Annotated in this window: 14 protein-coding genes; 1 reads left to right on the top strand and 13 read right to left on the bottom strand. The window is 52.1% G+C overall.

Features of this window, described 5'->3' with window-relative positions; genetic code table 11:
* Positions 1-4 precede the first annotated feature (4 nt).
* From pckA to P157_RS14285, 4 genes are all read right to left on the bottom strand, one after another.
* Positions 5-1,624: a phosphoenolpyruvate carboxykinase (ATP) gene (gene pckA, locus P157_RS0109180; protein ID WP_026760739.1), complete on the bottom strand. Its 1,620-nt coding sequence runs from the start codon at positions 1,622-1,624 to the stop codon at positions 5-7.
* A gap of 226 nt (positions 1,625-1,850) precedes the next feature.
* A complete protein-coding gene (gene thrC / locus P157_RS0109185; protein WP_026760740.1) occupies positions 1,851-3,338 on the bottom strand; it encodes a threonine synthase in 1,488 nt (495 codons plus the stop codon).
* Between the two features lie 33 nt (positions 3,339-3,371).
* On the bottom strand, positions 3,372-3,860 hold the full coding sequence (gene ybaK / locus P157_RS0109190; protein ID WP_026760741.1) for a Cys-tRNA(Pro) deacylase: 489 nt from the start codon (positions 3,858-3,860) through the stop codon (positions 3,372-3,374).
* A gap of 183 nt (positions 3,861-4,043) precedes the next feature.
* Positions 4,044-5,150: an HAD family hydrolase gene (locus tag P157_RS14285; protein WP_051598572.1), complete on the bottom strand. Its 1,107-nt coding sequence runs from the start codon at positions 5,148-5,150 to the stop codon at positions 4,044-4,046.
* A gap of 167 nt (positions 5,151-5,317) precedes the next feature.
* On the opposite strand from P157_RS14285, the gene nadE reads away from it, so the two are divergent.
* Complete coding sequence (nadE, locus tag P157_RS0109200; RefSeq protein ID WP_026760742.1) at positions 5,318-7,207, top strand: NAD(+) synthase; 1,890 nt, start codon at positions 5,318-5,320, stop codon at positions 7,205-7,207.
* Positions 7,208-7,253: 46 nt separating this feature from the next.
* Here nadE and P157_RS0109205 read toward each other — a convergent pair whose 3' ends face one another.
* The 9 genes from P157_RS0109205 to hflX form a co-directional block, all read right to left on the bottom strand.
* A complete protein-coding gene (locus P157_RS0109205) occupies positions 7,254-8,483 on the bottom strand; it encodes a type II secretion system F family protein (protein WP_026760743.1) in 1,230 nt (409 codons plus the stop codon).
* Positions 8,480-9,532 (bottom strand): type IV pilus twitching motility protein PilT, encoded by a 1,053-nt coding sequence (locus P157_RS14290; protein WP_051598573.1) that lies wholly within the window; start codon positions 9,530-9,532, stop codon positions 8,480-8,482. Before P157_RS14290 ends, P157_RS0109205 begins: the two co-directional genes overlap by 4 nt.
* A gap of 36 nt (positions 9,533-9,568) precedes the next feature.
* Entirely contained in the window at positions 9,569-10,369 is an 801-nt protein-coding gene (scpB, locus tag P157_RS0109215) for a methylmalonyl-CoA decarboxylase (RefSeq protein WP_026760744.1), read from the bottom strand.
* A gap of 32 nt (positions 10,370-10,401) precedes the next feature.
* Positions 10,402-11,262, bottom strand: coding sequence for an ROK family protein (locus P157_RS0109220; RefSeq protein WP_037368716.1), 861 nt, complete (start codon positions 11,260-11,262; stop codon positions 10,402-10,404).
* Positions 11,263-11,350: 88 nt separating this feature from the next.
* On the bottom strand, positions 11,351-12,493 hold the full coding sequence (locus tag P157_RS0109225) for a GspE/PulE family protein (RefSeq protein WP_026760746.1): 1,143 nt from the start codon (positions 12,491-12,493) through the stop codon (positions 11,351-11,353).
* 120 nt (positions 12,494-12,613) lie between these two features.
* Entirely contained in the window at positions 12,614-14,011 is a 1,398-nt protein-coding gene (locus P157_RS14295) for a protein O-GlcNAcase (protein WP_230578469.1), read from the bottom strand.
* 9 nt (positions 14,012-14,020) lie between these two features.
* Entirely contained in the window at positions 14,021-15,175 is a 1,155-nt protein-coding gene (locus P157_RS0109235; protein ID WP_026760747.1) for an acyltransferase family protein, read from the bottom strand.
* Between the two features lie 220 nt (positions 15,176-15,395).
* Positions 15,396-16,640: an aminotransferase class I/II-fold pyridoxal phosphate-dependent enzyme gene (locus P157_RS0109240; protein WP_026760748.1), complete on the bottom strand. Its 1,245-nt coding sequence runs from the start codon at positions 16,638-16,640 to the stop codon at positions 15,396-15,398.
* Positions 16,641-16,646: 6 nt separating this feature from the next.
* Positions 16,647-18,446: a GTPase HflX gene (gene hflX, locus P157_RS0109245; RefSeq protein WP_026760749.1), complete on the bottom strand. Its 1,800-nt coding sequence runs from the start codon at positions 18,444-18,446 to the stop codon at positions 16,647-16,649.
* Between the last annotated feature and the right edge of the window lie 6 nt (positions 18,447-18,452).

The following is an 18,452-nucleotide window of genomic DNA, read 5'->3' on the forward strand; positions in this document are numbered from 1 at the left end:
AATCTTAGAGCTGCGGACCAGCGGCAACGAGAGCCTTACCTGCTTCGTTGTTCTTCGTGTATTTATCGAAGTTCTTGATGAAGCGCTGAGCGAGGTCTTTAGCCTTTTCTTCCCATTCAGCCGGGTTAGCATAGGTATCCTTCGGGTCGAGGATGTTGGTGTCAACGCCCTCAAGTTCCGTCGGTACTTCGAGGTTGAAGAACGGAATCTTCTTGGTCGGAGCTTTCTTGATAGCGCCGCTATGGATAGCATCGATGATACCGCGGGTATCTTTGATGGAAATACGCTTGCCGGAACCATTCCAGCCCGTGTTCACGAGATATGCTTTCGTGCCGTTAGCTTCCATCTTCTTAACGAGTTCTTCTGCGTACTTGGTCGGATGCAGTTCGAGGAATGCCTGACCAAAGCAAGCGGAGAATGTCGGCGTCGGTTCGGTGATGCCGCGTTCCGTACCAGCCAGTTTAGCCGTGAAGCCGGAGAGGAAGTAATACTTCGTCTGTTCCGGAGTCAGGATGGAAACCGGAGGCAGTACGCCGAAAGCATCAGCGGACAGGAAGATAACACTCTTAGCTGCCGGAGCTGCGCTCTTGTCGTTGACAAAGCCCTTAACGGTGCCTTTGATGTGGTCGATAGGATAGGATACACGGGTGTTTTCCGTGATGGTCTTATCAGCGAAGTCAATCGTGCCCTTTTCGTCGAGGGTTACGTTTTCGAGCAGAGCGTTACGTTTGATGGCGCCGTAGATATCCGGTTCAGATTCCATGTCGAGGTTGATAACCTTGGCATAGCAGCCGCCTTCGAAGTTGAATACGCCTTCATCATCCCAGCCGTGTTCGTCATCACCAATCAGCAGACGTTTCGGGTCCGTGGACAGGGTGGTTTTACCCGTGCCGGAGAGGCCGAAGAAGATAGCCGTGTTCTGGCCCTGCTTGTCCGTGTTAGCGGAGCAGTGCATAGCAGCAATGCCCTTGAGCGGCAGGAAGTAGTTCATCATAGAGAACATACCCTTCTTCATTTCACCGCCGTACCAGGTGTTGATGATAACCTGTTCGCGGCTCGTGAGGTTAAATACTACTGCCGTTTCGGAATGGAGACCGAGTTCCTTGTAGTTTTCAACTTTAGCCTTGGAAGCGTTGTAAACAACGAAGTCCGGCTTGAAGTTAGCCAGCTCTTCTTCCGTCGGCTGGATGAACATATTCGTTACGAAATGTGCCTGCCAAGCAACTTCTACGATGAAGCGGACAGCCATGCGGGTGTCTTTGTTGGCACCGCAGAAAGCATCTACAACGTAGAGTTTCTTGTTGGATAGTTCCTTCTTAGCGATTTCTTTCAGAGCGTTCCAGGTTTCCGGCGTAGCTCTGTGGTTGTCGTTGTGGTAGTCTTCAGAATCCCACCATACAGTGTCGTGGGAGGTTTCATCGTCAACGATGAATTTATCTTTAGGAGAACGGCCGGTGAAAATACCAGTCTTTACGTTAACAGCGCCCAGTTCGGAAACCTGACCCTGTTCGTAGCCTGTTAAACCTTCTTTAGTCTCTTCTTCAAAAAGCGTCTTGTAAGACGGATTGTGGAGAATTTCGGTAGTACCAGTGATGCCATATTGGCTAAGATCGATGTTTGCCATTTTACAGTCAACCTCTTTCGTAAAAAGATACTTTGCAGTTTGAGAAGCTTTTCACTTTCGTTTCTCACCACGCATATTATATTAGCTTATTTTTCCATAAATGTCAACTATTTTCTTATCTAATTCAAAAACTAACATTTATCAAAATTGTCAGATATAAATTATATAAGCAAAACAGAACACGAACCAACATGTTCTTGATGATTCGTGTTCTGACATCAAATGGTTAAGTTTCGATGAAGTTCAGCACGGACTCTGCCATGGCCTCTTTGCCGCAAACGCCTTTGTGACGCACTTCCTTCGTCTTGAGGGCGGCAAGTCCTGCCGGAATGGGCTGGTCATTCATTTCACGGAGCTTGCCCAAAAGGCCGAATTCATCCAGTCCGTCCGTCTCCACCTGCAGGGCTTCGAGCACGCTGCCGTTGAATTTATAGGGGCTGGCGGTAGATACGACCACCATCACATGGTTGTCCTTGGTTTCATGGCGGTAGTTTTCGGCGACCTGATAAGCCACTGCAGAATGGGTATCCAACACATACTTATGCTGCCCATAGACCTGACGGATACACTTCTTGGTGGCTTCGTCGTCTACGAAATCTGCCCAGAAGGTTTCCTTGATGATGCCGCGGGTTTTTACATCCACTTCGTAGCTGCCCTTCTGTGCAAGCTGAGCCATCCAGTCAGCCACCTGCGCCTTGTCTCCCGTCACATGATAAAGGAGTCGCTCCAGATTGCTGGAAATCAGAATGTCCATGGATGGCGTGATGGTCTTGTAGAACTCCCGGTTCCGGTCATAGCGGCCCGTCTGCAGGAAATCCGTCAGCACGTTGTTGGCATTGGAGGCGCAGATGAGCTTATGCACCGGCAGCCCCATCTGCTTGGCATAAAAGCCCGCCAAGATGTTACCGAAGTTGCCCGTGGGCACGGTGAAGTTAATCTCCTCCCCTGCCTTGATGCGGCCAGCCTTGCACAAATCTGCATAGGCGCTGAAGTAGTAGACAATCTGCGGCACCAGGCGGCCCCAGTTGATGGAGTTAGCCGAGGACAGCTTGACCTGTTTGGCCGCCAGTTGCTGGTTGAAATCCTTATCGGCAAAAATCACCTTGACGCCGCTCTGGGCATCGTCAAAGTTGCCTTTGACGGCGGTGACATTGACATTGGTGCCTTCCTGGGTCAGCATCTGCAGCTGCTGAATTTTGCTGACCCCGCCCTCGGGATAGAAGACCATAATGGAAATCTGGTCCACATCCTTAAAGCCTTCGAGAGCGGCCTTGCCTGTATCGCCGGAAGTGGCCACGAGAATCAGCACCTTATCCTGCTCCCCGGTTTTCTTGAGGGCCGTGCTCATGAGCTGGGGCAACAGCTGCAGGGCCATATCCTTAAAGGCACTGGTAGGGCCATGCCAGAGTTCCAGCACCTGCATGGTGCCCAAATCCGTCACGGGAGCCCGGCCTTCGCAGTCGAACTTGCCATGGCCATAGGCATTTTCCACGCAGGCCTTGACTTCCTCTGCGGTGTAATCCGTCAGGAACAGGCCCAGTACCTTCTGCGCCCGTTCTTCATAGGAAAGGGGCACCAAGCTCTCAATAAATGACATGTCAATCTGGGGAAGCTCATCGGGCACGAACAGGCCGCTGTCCAATGCCAGCCCTTTGATGATGGCCTCTGCCGAAGTTACCTGTGCGCTGTCTCCCCGGGTACTGCTATACTTCAATCAAACCGCCTCTTTCCTATATAATAAACTAATTTATCTGCTGACTGTGACCACGGTGGCCTTGGCCGCCTGCACCAAATCCGCAGGCTTCAGGATAATCTGCTCCCCTCGCTTGCCGGCGCTGATGGCAATGACCTCCTGGGCCTCGGCGCTGGCATCGAGATACACGGGATAGTCCTTCTTGGCGCCCAAAGGTGAGCAGCCCCCGCGGATATAACCCGTCAGGCCAAAGACTTCCTTTAAGTGCACCATTTCCACCCGCTTGTTGCCAGAAGCTGCGGCCAGGGCCTTGAGGTCCAGTTCACCGCCGCCAGGGATGACGGCCATCAAAACGCCGTTCTTGTCCCCTCGGCAAACGAGGGTCTTATAGACCATCTCGATGGGCATGCCTACTGACTCTGCCACATGCACCGCCGACAGGTCATTTTCATCCACCTCATATGTCTTGAGCTCGTAGCTGATGCCTAACGTGTCCAAAATTCTTGCCGCATTGGTCTTTGCTTCTTTTTTCTTTTTTGCCATTTCTTGTTACACCTAATTTCTTTCTTGAACGTACGCTTATCATTATACCGCGATTTTACAAATTATGCTACTGCATTTTGGAAATCGTTGTAAATTTGTAAATCGATGTTTCGCCTAACGGAAATTCTGCATCAGAAAAGGCAGGCCGTTAAGCAGCCTGCCTGATAAATATCTGTCTAAAACTTATTTGCGGAAGTTCTGGGTGGTCTTCTTGACGTTGTCGCCATAGATGGTCTTCCAGTCATCATGCATGGAGATGGGAACCCAGCCGAATTTCACGCAGAGGTCATGGAACTTCTTGGATTTTTCCGGGCCGCCCCAATCGCGTTCGCCATCATCGCAGTTGACGCCCATGGCCATGCTCTTATATTTGTCATTGAAGACAGCGTAGTTCAGCATGGAAGCATCGGAACCGCTGTTGCCCAAAGCCAGTACCGGACGTTTGCCGATTTCGCGGCAGATGTTGGATACCTTCTGCATCTTGTTGTTGGTGGCCTGGTAAGCGCCGCGCATCATTTCATCCTGTTTTTCAAACTGGAAGTACTGAGCGCCGGCCCAACCCTGGCGTTTGGCAATGTTGATGCTGTCGGTACCGATTACATGGTCCGGCTGGATGGTGGGAACAGCTTTGAGAGCCGTGCGCACCAGCTGACGGTCCGTACCGGTTACCACATAGAAATTGAAGTTATTGTTCTGGAGATAGGTAATGACTTCAATCATGGGCAGATAATAAGCTTCGGCCATGGTCAGGTTGGACAGGCCGTCGCAAGGGGTTTCTTTGAGCCATTTGGCTACATAAGCATCGAATTCCGGCAGGCTCATGCCTTCAAAGGCGTAGGCCTGGGCCATATCTTCGCCGGCATCCATATCCGAGGAAATCTTCCCCTCTTTGGCTGCCTTCAGGCATTCTTCAGCATAGGCTTTTTCCGTAGCTGTGGGATGATAGGATTTGTCGTTGAAGATGCGATGGAAATACATATACCATTCAGAGTAAGTGGGTGCCAATTCACCGTAGAAGGTACCATCCATATCCGATACGCAGATGCGGTCCTCTACCGGAATGAAGTTCGGGCTCTTGGGATTGGTAACATCCTCCACATAAGCTTTCAAAGCCTTGAAGGATGCCGAATCCTTGTTCCAATACTGGAAGTTGGAGCCATCTGCTTTTACGTTAATCTTGGAAATCGTATCCACAGAAGCCGCTTCTGCAGAGGGCTGGCTGACCGATGCTCCACCCAAGGCCAGACCAAGTGCTACCAGTGTTGAAAGAACCTTTGTCTTACCTTTCATGTTTCTAACCCCTTTTCTAAGAAAATAATATATTTTCACACATCTCATATATTTCTCTTTTTTAATGGATAATCCTGCCAGCTTCTTAAAAAATTATTAATTTTTGACTTGTCAGGGGATATGGCGTATTATTGAAGAGAATTTTACTTTTAATTGGAGTGAATGATTTGTTGAAAATAGCTATGGCCCAGATGGAAGTCATCCCTGGGCATCCCGATAAAAACGCCGCCACTATGCTGCGGATGATGGACGAAGCCCGTGAGGAAAACGTTGATGTCATCATCTTCCCGGAGATGGCCATTCCCGGCTACCTGCTGGGTGATACCTGGGAGCAGACCAGCTTCCTCTCAGACTGCGAACACTACGGTCAGGAGATTATCGCTGCATCAGCTGGCCTTACGGTGATGTTCGGCAATATCGCCATGGACTGGGACAAGACGAACAACGACGGCCGGGTGCGCAAGTACAACGCCTTCTTTACGGCCCAGAATGGCCAGCTTATTGCCCCTGCCGGCCAGGAGTATCCCTTCGTCATCAAGACCCTGATGCCCAACTACCGGGAGTTTGACGATACACGTCATTTCTATAGCCTTCAGCAGCTGGCGCTCGAGCAGGGCAAAAATCCTGCGGACCTCATTGCGCCGGTCACACTTACCCTGCAGGGCAAGTGCTACAATGCAGGCTGCCTTCTTTGTGAGGACGGCTGGAGCGATAACTATGCGCTGGAGCCGTTGCAGATTCTGCAGGATAAGGGGCAGATTGATTTCTTCGTCAATATCTCCGCTTCGCCCTATACGCTTGGCAAGAACAACAAGCGCAACCGGGTCTTTGGCCAGCAGGCCAAGGAAGCAGGCAAGCCCCTTTTCTACGTCAACGCCATCGGCTTGCAGAATAACGGCAAGACCGTTTACACCTTTGATGGGGCTAGCACGGCCTATAACGAAAAGGGTCAGGTCTGCGCCATGAGCGAGGAGTATCAGGAAGAATTGACCATTGTGGATATGGATGAGCTCTCCTCCATGCCTGCCCTGCCCGACGACAAGGAACCGGATATTGCGCATATCTATCGCGCACTGAACTATGGCGTGCGCCGTTTCCTCGAAAACATCCGTATGAAGAAGGTCGTCATCGGTATCTCCGGCGGTATCGACTCGGCTGTAGCCGCCGCCCTCTATGCCAAAATCGTCGGCCCGGAAAATCTCCTGCTCGTCAATATGCCCAGCGTCTTTAACTCTGCTACCACCAAGGGACTCAGCAAGGAACTCGCTGATAATCTGGGCTGCCAGTACACGGTGATTCCCATTCAGCATTCTGTGGACCATACGGTGGAACAGCTTTCTAACACTCCCATCACCTATCTGACGGATGGCTCCGAGCAGAATCTTACCGTGTCTTCCTTCGTCACGGAAAACATTCAGGCCCGTGACCGCAGTGCCCGGATTTTGGCAGGTGCGGCGGCAGCCTTTGGCGGCGGCTTTACCTGCAATGCCAACAAAGCGGAGACAACCGTTGGCTATTCCACTCTCTACGGTGACCAGTCCGGCTTCCTGGCGGCCCTGGCTGACCTCTGGAAATATCAGGTCTATGCGCTGGCCCATTACATGAATGATGAAGTCTATGGCCGCGAAGTAGTGCCACAGGGCATTATCGATATCGTGCCGAGTGCGGAACTTTCCTCGGCGCAGAATGTGGACGAGGGCAAGGGCGACCCCATCAAGTATCCGTACCACGATTTCCTCTTCCGCTCCTTTATCGAGCGCTGGCAGAAGGCCGCACCCGAGGATATTCTGGAATGGTATGCCGCCGGTACACTCGAAGAAAACTTAGGCTGTGAGCCGGGCCTCGTGGCCAAATACTTCCCCACGGCGCAGGAATTTATCGCGGATTTGGAACGCTGGTGGAATCTCTTTACGGGCATGGCTGTGGCTAAGCGCATTCAGGCACCGCCCATCCTCGCTGTCAGCCGCCGCGCCTACGGCTTTGACCACCGTGAAGCGCAGAACGGCCCTTATTACACACTAAAATATCAGCAGCTCAAAGAAAAACTGCTGTCCTAACGAAAAATTGACTTGTCAAGGCGAATTTGACAAGTCAATTTTTTATTTACATGGTCAGGGCATCCATGGTGTTCAACAATGGCATAATCACCGCCATGACCATAAAGAACACCAAACCACCTACGGCAAAGATGGCGGCCGGTTCAGCCAGCGCCTGCAGGCGGGCAGATTCGTTTTCCGCCAGTACCTGACAGAAGGCCGCGGCTTTGTTGAGCATGGTTTCGAGCTGCCCCGACTGCTCGCCTGCTTCCAGCATTTCCTGAAGCATGGGCGGAAAGAAGGGACAGGGAGAAAGGGCTTTCATCAGGGAATTGCCCTGCTCCACCTTTACCTGTACTTGCAGGATTTCCTGTTCCAGATAGGGATTGCCCACTGTTTTGGCTGCCATTTTCAAGGCCTCGTGTAACACAATCCCCTGTTCAATCAGCAGGGCCAACGTGCTCAGAACGAGTGACCAGGCCGTGTGCTGGGCTAATCTGCCCATAAAGGGCAGGGAAAGCAGCAGCCGCGCGCAGATAAATCGAACCTGGGGGAACTGGCTGATGATGTACAAAATCCCGAGGCATGGCAGGCTGAATCCGCATATGAGTTGTCCACTCTCCTGCAGGAAAGCGGAACCTTGCAATAATAATTTCGTCGCCAGCGGCAGTTCACTTTGCAAATTAGCCAAGAGACTGGCAAAGGTGGGCAGGATAAAGAGCGTCATAAAAATCAGCACAACCAGAGCTGTAATAGCGATGATGGCCGGATAGAGCAGAATGGATTTCATTTTTTCTTTGGCCTGTACACTCTGCTCAAGAAAGTCTGCCAAACGGTTAAAGATTGCTTCCAGTGAACCGCCTTGTTCCCCTGCTTCCACCAAGCGGATAACCTGCGGGGAAAAGCTGCCGCTTTCTTCTTCCATGGCTGCGGACAGGGCTTTTCCCTTTAAGACCTTTTGATACAGCCTGGCGAGCAGTTGGCCATAGCTTCCCTGTCCTCCGCCTGCCAGCAATGATTTTAACGCTTCGTGAACGGGCATACCAGCTGTCAGCAGCACGGCCATTTGACGGCAAAAGCAAGCGGTCTGCGCAGGACTGATTTCCCTGCCGGTAAATAAGCGGCGTAAATGAGAAATGGGGCTTGTGTGAGAGTTTTTGGCCATCACTTCCTGCAAAGAGGTAATCCATAATCCCTGACGGCGTATCTTATGGGCGGCTTCCTGACGGCTGCCCGCTTCAATCTGCCCCTGGAAATGCTCGCCCTGCCGATTGCAGGCTTCATACGCATAGTTCATATCAGGCCTCCTGCATGTTCCGCTGCTGTCAGGCGGGCATATGTTTCGGAACTGATGCGCCCTGCCTGCAGCAAATGTTTGGCCGCTGTGCCCATGGTCTGCATGCCCCTGTCCTGATGACTCATCATTTGCGAATACAGCTGACCGTATTTGCCCTGACGGATAAGACTGCGCACCGCAGGCACGGCCAGCAGGACTTCAGACACCGCTAGCCGCCCGCCTGTTAGGTCAGGCACAAGCTGCTGGGCAAAGATACCCGTCAATACTTCAGACAGCAGAGCGCGGATAGAATCACGCTGCTCCGTGGGAAACATGCCTTCTATGCGCAGTACAGTATCCACTGCACTGCTGCTATGGAGAGTCGCCAATACCAGCATTCCTGTCGAAGCTGCGGTCAAAGCGGTCTGCAAGGTTACGGCATCGCGAATCTCCCCAACCAGCAATATATCAGGCATCTCCCGCAATGCGCCGCGCAGCGCCGCAGGAAAACTTATAAAGTCCTTTCCGAGCTCCCGCTGGCTGATAAAACACATATCGGGCTTAAAGATGTATTCGATGGGCGCTTCCAAGGTCACAATATGGCAGGCCTTTTCCCGATTGAGCTCCTGAATAAACGAAGCCAAGGTGGTACTCTTGCCGGAGCCTGTGCGCCCCGTCACGAAAATCAGTCCCTTGTCGAGCTCCTTCATCTTCTGCCAGGCTCCGGGCAGTTCCAGTTCGTTAAGAGCGGGAATCCGCTCCGGCAGCAGGCGCAGGGCCATAGCCGGAAATCCTTGCTGATAGTAAGCATGAACACGGAACCTGCGCCCTGCAAAGGTCCAGGACGAATCCAGCTCCCTGTCTGCTGCCAATTTTTCCCGCTGACAGTCATTGAAGATAAAGGTGGCAAATGCAGCCATGAATGATTCAGTCAGGGAAGTGCTGCTCATTGGCTGCAGCTTCCCCAAACAGCGCATATAGGGGCGCTGGCCGACAGTCAAATGGATATCGGACGCATCCTTTTCGATAGCTGTGCGGATAAGTTCCAGCCCATCGACATCTTCAAGCATTCCTTATCACCTCGAAACATTCCTCTATGCTGGCGGTCAATCCAAGTCCATTGCTTTCCCCTTGTACTCTGGTTTTCTTTTTTCGAGGAAGGAATTGATGCCCTCCTTATAATCGTCTCCGCAGTACACGATGTTGCGATACGCATTGATGCGCTCGAAGCTCTCGGCACTGATTACCGTCGAGGCACGGGAAAGAATGCGGAACTGCCGCTTGATGGCGCTGATGGATAGAATGCTGTTGTGGCGCAAAGGAGTCAGGAACTGCTCCTCCAGCATCTCTTTCAAGGCTTCCGAGTCTTCTGCCACACGGTTAATAAGGCCTACGTTCAGTGCATCTTCGGCCGTGATGGGCGTGGCCAGGAAGAACATCTCACGGGCCTTGTTGATGCCCAGCTGGTTGATAAAGTGCATGATGCCCGAAGCGTTGTAGGGAATGCCGATTTTTGCCGGTGTGATGGCAAAGGTGGCATCCTTGGAGCTGACAATCATATCGCAGGACAGGCAGAGGTCACAGGCTCCGCCCCATACGGTGCCGTCCACGCAGGCAATCACGGGAATCGGCGTGTCCTGCACTTCCCGCAGCAGCTTTTCCATGGGCACGTAAAAGGCCAGCGGGTCACTGCCATCCTGCGGCAGTTCGTGAATATCATGGCCGGCACTCCAGACATGGCGATTCACCTCAGCTTCGAGCACGATGCCCACACATTCCTTGGCATAAGCATCCTGAATGGCCTCAATGAGCTCATGGCACATATCCTCACTTAAACAGTTGAAATGCTTGCCGTTGCACATCTCGACATAGGCAATCCGGTCTTTCATCACAGTGTTCACTAACATATCCCATTCTCCTCTCCCATTTTCATCCATTTTTACTGCCGTTGCAGAAAATGGCACAAAGCACCGGTAAAACCGGCAGATGTTCCAAGCTCTGCAAAGGCAAGGCGCGTGTTTTTCAGCAGGGCTTCCGGCAGAAGTTCTTCCAGATGGCGTTTAAGGCGCGGCTCAAAAAATTCCCGCTGGGCCATCACCGCACCACCCATAATCAAAACCTCAGGATTGACGATACAGCAGATTTCGGCAAGGCCATAGGCAATTTTTTGCGTCATGTCGTCAAGTGCTGCCAGGGCTTTCGCATCACCGGCTGCGACCCGCTGAAATACTTCCTCACCTGTGGCGGCGCCGGTATTTTGCAGCAGGGCCGTCATACTGGCCAGCTGTTCCAGTGAGCCACTGGCAAAAGGCAGAAAACCAATTTCACCTGCCGCTGCGGATGCTCCGTGGACGAGATGACCGTCCAGCACCAAAGCGCCGCCTATGCCTGTACCCACGAAGATACAAAAGGCACTCCTAGCCCCCTTGCCTGCGCCGAGCCAGCTTTCGCCGAGGCCCGCTGCATTCACATCATTTTCCACAGTGCAGGGCAGATGGGTCAGCGCTTCGATTTCTGCTCGCAGCTTCATGCCAGTATAGCCGGGAAAGTTGGGGCCGGCGAAAATGACTTCGCCTTTTTCGGCATCAATAAGTCCCGGCGAACAGACCGCTACTCCCTCTGCCTTGCCACATTCCTTTTGCAGAGTTTGCACAATGGCTGCGATTTTTCGTGGAATGTCCTGGCTGCCATCTTTTTCTACATTGGTCAAAACCTGACCTTTGGTCAAAATTTTTCCATCTTCTGTCATCATGGCGTATTTGATGGCTGTGCCACCAATATCTACGCACGCATATTGCATGTTTATATCCCCCTGTTCCTTGCTGAAAAGCATATTGTATAGATTCGCGCTTTATCGCGCAAAACCTGCTAAGCTGCATTTATCAAGTTCAGCTGCCATAGAGTACGCGCCCCACTTCGGCAAGTGTTGTAAGTCCGGCGGCAGCTTTGGCCTCGCCGTCAGTCCATAGGGATTCCATGCCCTGCTTTATGGCGATTCCTTCAAGTTTTTCCCGGCTTTGACCGGTCAAAATGGCCTCACGGATTGACGGGTCAACTACGAGCAGTTCTTGCAAGGCAAGTCTGCCACGATAAATTTCCTGCTCCGCATCCACACAGCGGCGCACCAAGCGCTGGGCCAGCACGCCGGACAGGGTGGCGGCCAGGAGATACGGCGGTACACCCATTTCCAGCATGCGGAACACGGCCGCTACGGCATTTTCCGTATGGAGCGTTGTCAGCAGCAAGTGACCGGTCAGCGCCATGCGCACGGCCATCATGGCGGTTTCCTCGTCACGGATTTCGCCGAGCAGAATTCCCTGGGCATCCTGCCGTAAAATCGCCCGCAAGCCGCTGGCATAGGTCAGCCCGGCCTTGGGATTTATCTGCACCTGATTGATTCCTTGAATATGGCGTTCGATGGGGTCTTCGAGGGTAATCCATTTTCTGGCCGCGGTATTGAGTTCCCGCAGGGCGGCGTATAGGGTCGTGCTCTTCCCGGAATTCATAGGACCGCAGACGATAATCAGGCCTGCGGGACGGTTGAGCAGCTTACGGAACTGCGTTTCTTTGTCTGGTGTAAAGCCCAGCTCTCCGAGCCGCAGCAAATCTTCCTGCAAATCCAGCAGGCGCAGCGTCAGCATTTCGCCGCCTGCCACAGGCATAACGGCCACCCGTACATCCACTTTATGTCCCTGCTCAGCAAAGATAAAGGAACCATCCTGGGGCTGCTGGTGTTTGGCAATATCCATATTCCCCTGCACCTTGAAGCGGGAAATCAGCATGGGCGCAAGACTTCCCGGCAGGCGAAAGGGAAGTTCCGTCAGTAAGCCATCCACCCGCAAACGGAAGCGCAATTCTTCACCATAGGGTTCCATGTGCAAGTCGCTGGCCCGCTGTTTGATGGCCTGCAATAGCAGAAAATTAGCGAGCCGCACAATGGCAGAGTTTTCGGTGCCGCCTGTTTCCTTTTGCATGGCCTCCTGACGGCACTGGCTGATTAAGATGCGCCAAAAGTTTTCTTCGTTATCCATAGCCATCCCTGTCCTTCGCTTTAAGATATATGTCTACTTCGATAGCATACTGTCTTTATCCTGCTAAATGTCAGGCGATTATTGCCTAAAAAAATAAGCGGCCTTTCGACCGCTTGTCCGTTATTTTTCCATATGTTGTTGTAATTCATTCATAAAGGCCCGGGCTGTTTTTTCTGAAATCAAAACCTTGGGTTCGTGTGCCTTTACTTCTTTTATGGCCTGACGGAATGCTGCCTGCTTGCTCTGGTCGCCAGTCAGCACTTCCAGACCAAGTTTGTCAGCCTGCAAGATGCGGCGGAACTGTTCGAGCTGGGGCTGACATTCCTTTAACACATTGGGGGACAGTTCCTTTTGTAAGGTCAAAATTGACTTGTCAATTTTTGACAGGTCAGCGAGCAGTTTTTCGCGGTTGCTGTCATTGGGATTCTGCCAATACGCATTCATCAGCTGTCGCAGGGCTGCACCGTCTTCGGGGCCGATAACGGCCCAGCTCACCACCATGTGCTGGCTGTGGTCCGCAAAAATCTCCATGTCGGCAGTCAGTTTGCCGAACTGTTCTTTGAGGGCCTTATGCCAGGATTTATTGGCATCATATTTTGCCGGATTGGCTGCATAGTCTGCACCGGTAGCCAGAGAAATCTTGGAGAGCTCCGCATGTTTCATGGGATTGAAGAAGATGGCCGGCATATTTGCCTTTACGGGCAGTTTTTCCACAGGCCCCAAGGCCAGCTTAGCTTCCAGATAATCGCTGACAGGATAGTTCCACCATACGCCCAGCTGACGGTCATAAAGCGCATTGGCCTTGGCATATTCTTCATCCGTCAGCCCATCGGGCACTACTTTATCGCCAGTGTAGAGCACGAGGATATTCTTATCAAGTGTGGTGGAAAAATTCCGGGTGTATTCTTTTATCGTGCCTTCGCTTTCCATGTCCAGACGATAGTATTCCGTTGGCACGGTAATCAGCGGGGAAATGTCCTTATGCTTTGCGATAAAGTTGGCGTTGACCCAGTTGAGAAATTCTGCTTGCCCCTTGCCGTCCTTATTTTTGATATCGTCAAAGAAAATCGCAAAGTCCCTTACGCCCATATCGTACATGGCGGTAAGTTTCCTCAGCATAGCCTGCTTGTCCTGCTCAGCTTCCTGCCCGCTAAAGTGAATATCCAGCCCCGGGGAAATCGCAAAGATAAATTTGACCTGCTGTTTTTTTGACTCGTCAATCAAGGCTTGCAAATCAGCCATCTTATCGGCCGGATACATTTCCCGCCATTTGGCGCGATGATAGGCATCATCCTTGGGCGCATAGATATAGGCATTCAGCTTATGTTCATGGCAGAATTGCAGCATGGAAAGCCTGTCGGCCTGCGACCAGGGTGTACCATAAAAACCTTCCACCACGCCCCGCAGTGGAATGGCCGGAGCACTGAAAGCTGGCATACTGCCATATACAGCCACAGCCAGCATGGCAACCAGCCCTAGCAGGCATTTCCATTTACCCGTCACGAATTTCATCATCATAACCTCCCCTTACAATTTAAAAATAATCTGCCGCTTATACAAGAAATTGGCCACTGGCAGCCAAAGCACTACCCAAAGCGCGGCATAAAATAGTATACTGAGCGGTGCGCCCAATATTCCCAGCAATGTATTTTGCCAAAGCCAGACATAAGCTGGCACGCCCTGAACGGACAGATACCAAAGGAACAGCAATATTCTGTCCGGAACGACGAACATAAACAGCGGATTATGCCCCAACAAGCGGAACGGCGTGAAAAGCCATTCCGTAAAACCAGGAAACAGACTGCACGACACCTGCAAGAGTCCCAACAGCCACATAAAACCGCCACTGGTCAAGAGTACATAAGGCGCCGTCCACAGCTGTTTGCTGATGATATCCAAATAGCTCCAGGCACCGCCCATAATCAGCAAAACCGTACCGCTAACTAATAGCAACAACACTCGTTCAAACACAGGGGCGCTGTTCAGCGTCAACTGTTTTCCAGCTAACATGCCCCATAAAAAGGATGCCGTAGCTGCGATGGTTCCATAAAGTCCCTCCGGGTCAAATGCTTTTCCCTGATAACAGTGTGCAGCACCTGGGAACAAGCCATCAATCAACATGCTGATGTTGTTGTCCGGGCTGAAGGGATTGGTGGTATCGTAAAGATGGAAACAGGTGGAAGACAGCACCAACAGCAGTAACGCCATAATGGCAATGAGCTTTTCACTGCGTAACCACCAGGTGATAATCATACCAAAGAAATACACCAGCCCCAGCCGCTGAAGAACCCCCATCAACCGGCCATGTTCGGCAATATCCGTCCATAAGGAAACACCCGCAGCTGGATAAAAAATATGCTGCAATAGTATTGGCAGCTGATTCAACACGATGCCCAATAAAATCAGCAACGCAGAGCGCCGGAAAATCGTATTGAACTTATCCCACGAATTGTCCCACTTATGCTTGGGAAACCACAAAGCCCCCGCTGTGCCCATGATAAAGACAAAACCGGGAAAAGCCAAATCCGCCAGCGTCAGCCCCGCCCAAGGAGCATGCAGAAGCAGCGGATAAGCCTGTTCAAAATTCGGCAGGGAATTGACCAGCAGCATAACGGCAATAGCCAATCCCCGGAAGATGTCTATGGCGGGCAGCCGCCGCTTATTTTTTAATTCGATTAACATAACTGCCTCTATTCTAAAAAGTATTATCTACATCTATTTCATAGCAAGCTTAATGGACACTTTCAGTGTCCACACGCCCTTACACGAACACTAAGCTCCCACTGCGCTTTTGGCTTGTGCTCGCTAAGTGTTCATAGTAAAACAGGATGGCTTGTGCCATCCTTGCTTTTATATCATACCCTATAATTATACTTTTTGTAAAGGGAAGCAATATTTAGTTTTACTTGTCCAAATCCTCAATGGCCTGCGCTGCGCCCATAATACCGATAACAGCATGTTCAAAGGTCAGACCGCCCTGCAAATAGACGTTGTAAGGTGCGCGCATCGGGCCGTCGGCGCTGAATTCAATGGAAGCGCCCTGCACGAAGGTACCAGCCGCCATGATAATCTGGTCGGCATAGCCCGGCATATCCCAAGGCTCCGGTGCCGCATAAGAATCCACCGGGGAATACTTCTGAATGCCGCCGCAGAAGGCCACCATCTTTTCGGCTGTGCCGAGCTCGATGGCCTGAATGATATCGCCGCGCACATCCGTGGGCAGCGGCAGCGTCTTGTAGCCTAAGCGGGCAAACATGCCAGCGGCAAAGATGGCGCCCTTGATGGACTGCGCCACCACATGGGGAGCCAGGAACAGCCCCTGGAACAGCAGGCGGTTGTTGGCGAGACTTGCGCCCAGTTCATCGCCCATGCCCGGTGCCGTCAGACGATAGGAAGCCAGTTCCACCAATTTATCCTTGCCGACGATATAGCCGCCCGTCGGGGCAATGCCGCCGCCGGGGTTTTTAATCAGGGAACCGGCCATAATATCTGCGCCCACCTGCGTCGGCTCCAACGTATCCACGAACTCACCATAGCAGTTATCCACAAAGCAGATGCAGTCCGGCTTAAGACGGTGCACCTCAGCACAGATGGCCTTGATGTCCTCGATGGACAGGGGATTTCTCATGCTGTAGCCGCGGGAGCGCTGAATCTCCACCATCTTGGTCTTGTCGGTGATGACGTTTTTGATGCCTTCCATATCGACTTTGCCATCAATCATGGGCAGTTCGTTATAAAGCACGCCGAATTCCTTGAGGGAACCCGGGCTGGGATTATCGTAGCCGATAACCGTCTGCATGGTGTCATAGGGCTTGCCCGTCAGCGATACGAGCTCGTCGCCGGGACGCAGGATGCCAAACAGCACCGTAGCGAGTGCATGGGTGCCGGACACAAACTGCGTGCGCACCAAAGCGCGTTCCGCACCAAAGATGTTCGCATAGAGTTCTTCGAGTTTGCTGCGGCCGATATCGTCATAGGCATAACCGGAAGTCGTGTTGAAATGCGCATCCGAAACCTTGCATTCGCGCATGGCATCGAGCACCTTCAGCGTATTTTCTTCGGCAATTGCATCCACATGTGCAAAAAGCTCCTGCGACTCTGCCAATACTTCCTTCTTTAAGTCAACGATTTTTTGTGAAAAAGCCAATGTATATTACTCCTTTAATTCATACTTCGTGAAATTATCTTTTTCCGATAAGGGCAGGCGCACTTCTACCTTCGTGCCTGTTTCCTCATACGCCGTTTCCACCACGGCATTTAACTTATGCAGTTTCGTGACCGCCGCCCCTTCATCATAGGGAATCAAAAGCGTCATGCGCACCTGACTTTCCTGAAAGAAGCCTTCGATACGGCGCTGCAGGCCATCGAGATTTTCCCCGGTCATGGCGGAGATAAAGACGCCATCGCGCCCATGTAAGAGCTGTTCTCTTATATGCGGATTAGCGAGCTGGTCAGCCTTGTTAAAGACATAGAGCACCGGCTTGCCGTCTGCCTCCAATTCTTTGAGCACTGCCACCACGGCTTCAATCTGGGCTTCAAGGTTTTCATTGCTGCAATCGACCACATGCAGGAGCAAATCGGCCTCCTGCACTTCCTCCAAGGTCGCCCGGAAAGCCTTGACCAGGGTATGGGGCAGTTTTTGAATAAAGCCTACAGTATCGGTCAGCAGTATCTCCTGCTTTTCCGGCAGCTGCAGATGGCGGGTTGTCGGGTCAAGGGTCGCAAAGAGTTTATCCTCGGCAAAGACCTCGGAACCCGTAAGCTTGTTTAAGAGTGTGGACTTGCCCGCATTGGTGTAGCCCACCAGCGCCACAAGCGGAATCTGCGACTCCTTGCGGCGCTTGCGGTGCAGGCTGCGGCTTTTCTTCATGCCGTCAATCTGTTCTTCGATATCGTGAATCTTGCTATAGATGCGCCGTCTGTCCACTTCAAGTTTGGTTTCACCGGGGCCGCGGGTACCAATACCGCCGCCAAGGCGGGATAGTGCTAACCCCTGCCCACTAAGGCGGGGCAGATTATAGCGGAGTTGCGCCAGTTCTACCTGCAATTTACCTTCTCTGGAGCGTGCCCGCTGGGCAAAGATATCGAGAATCAAAGCCGTGCGGTCAATGACCTTGACGCCTAACATCCGTTCCAGATTATGCTGCTGTGAAGGCGTCAATTCATCATCGAGAATCAGGAGTGTCGCTTCTAAATTCTGAATCTCCATCGCCAGCTCATTGACCTTCCCGCGGCCTAAGAAAAACGCCGCATCCGGCTTTTCCTTGCGCTGGGTAAAGGTCGCTACTACTTTTGCGCCAGCCGTATCGGCCAGGCGTTCAAGTTCGGCCATGGATTCCTCGATGGGCCAGCTGCTGCCAGGACGTTCCACACCGGCAAGGATGGCCCGCTCCACTTCATCATCGGTGCTCTTGGTGCTCTGCGCCGCCAATTTCTTATTGACGACAGTCACCAAAAGATTCAAGTTAATCTGCGCGAGAATCTTATCCTCTGCGGGGCCATACTGCGTCAGCAGCTGCGTGCCATCCTCACTCATCTCGCCCGCAAAGAACGCCAGACAACCGATAATCTTTTTATCCTTGCGCCCAATGGCCGCCATGCAGTCAAAGCGCAGGCGGCGCAGGGAGGATAAATCCGGCGCACTCAAACGCACATCCCCGCTCGGATGGGTATGAATGCAGCGAATCCCCGACAGGCGCAAATCCGAGCGGGTCTTTTGCTTGAATTCCGGTAAATCCACCGTTGCCGTATCGCCCAGAGATACCTGCATCACCTTGCCCTGACGGTTCAGGTATACCGCCACTTCCCTGTCCGTATCCTCGGTGATGGCGAGCATTTCCTCGTTGAGTTCCCGCGTGGAAATTTGCCCGATGGGCACCCGCATATCATAGAGGGCCTTGAGCTTTTCCAGAATATACGTTTTGATATTGGCTAAATCGCCATTTACTTGCATAGCCAT

It is taken from the genome of Selenomonas ruminantium AC2024, from assembly GCF_000687995.1.
GTDB lineage: Bacteria > Bacillota > Negativicutes > Selenomonadales > Selenomonadaceae > Selenomonas_A > Selenomonas_A ruminantium_B.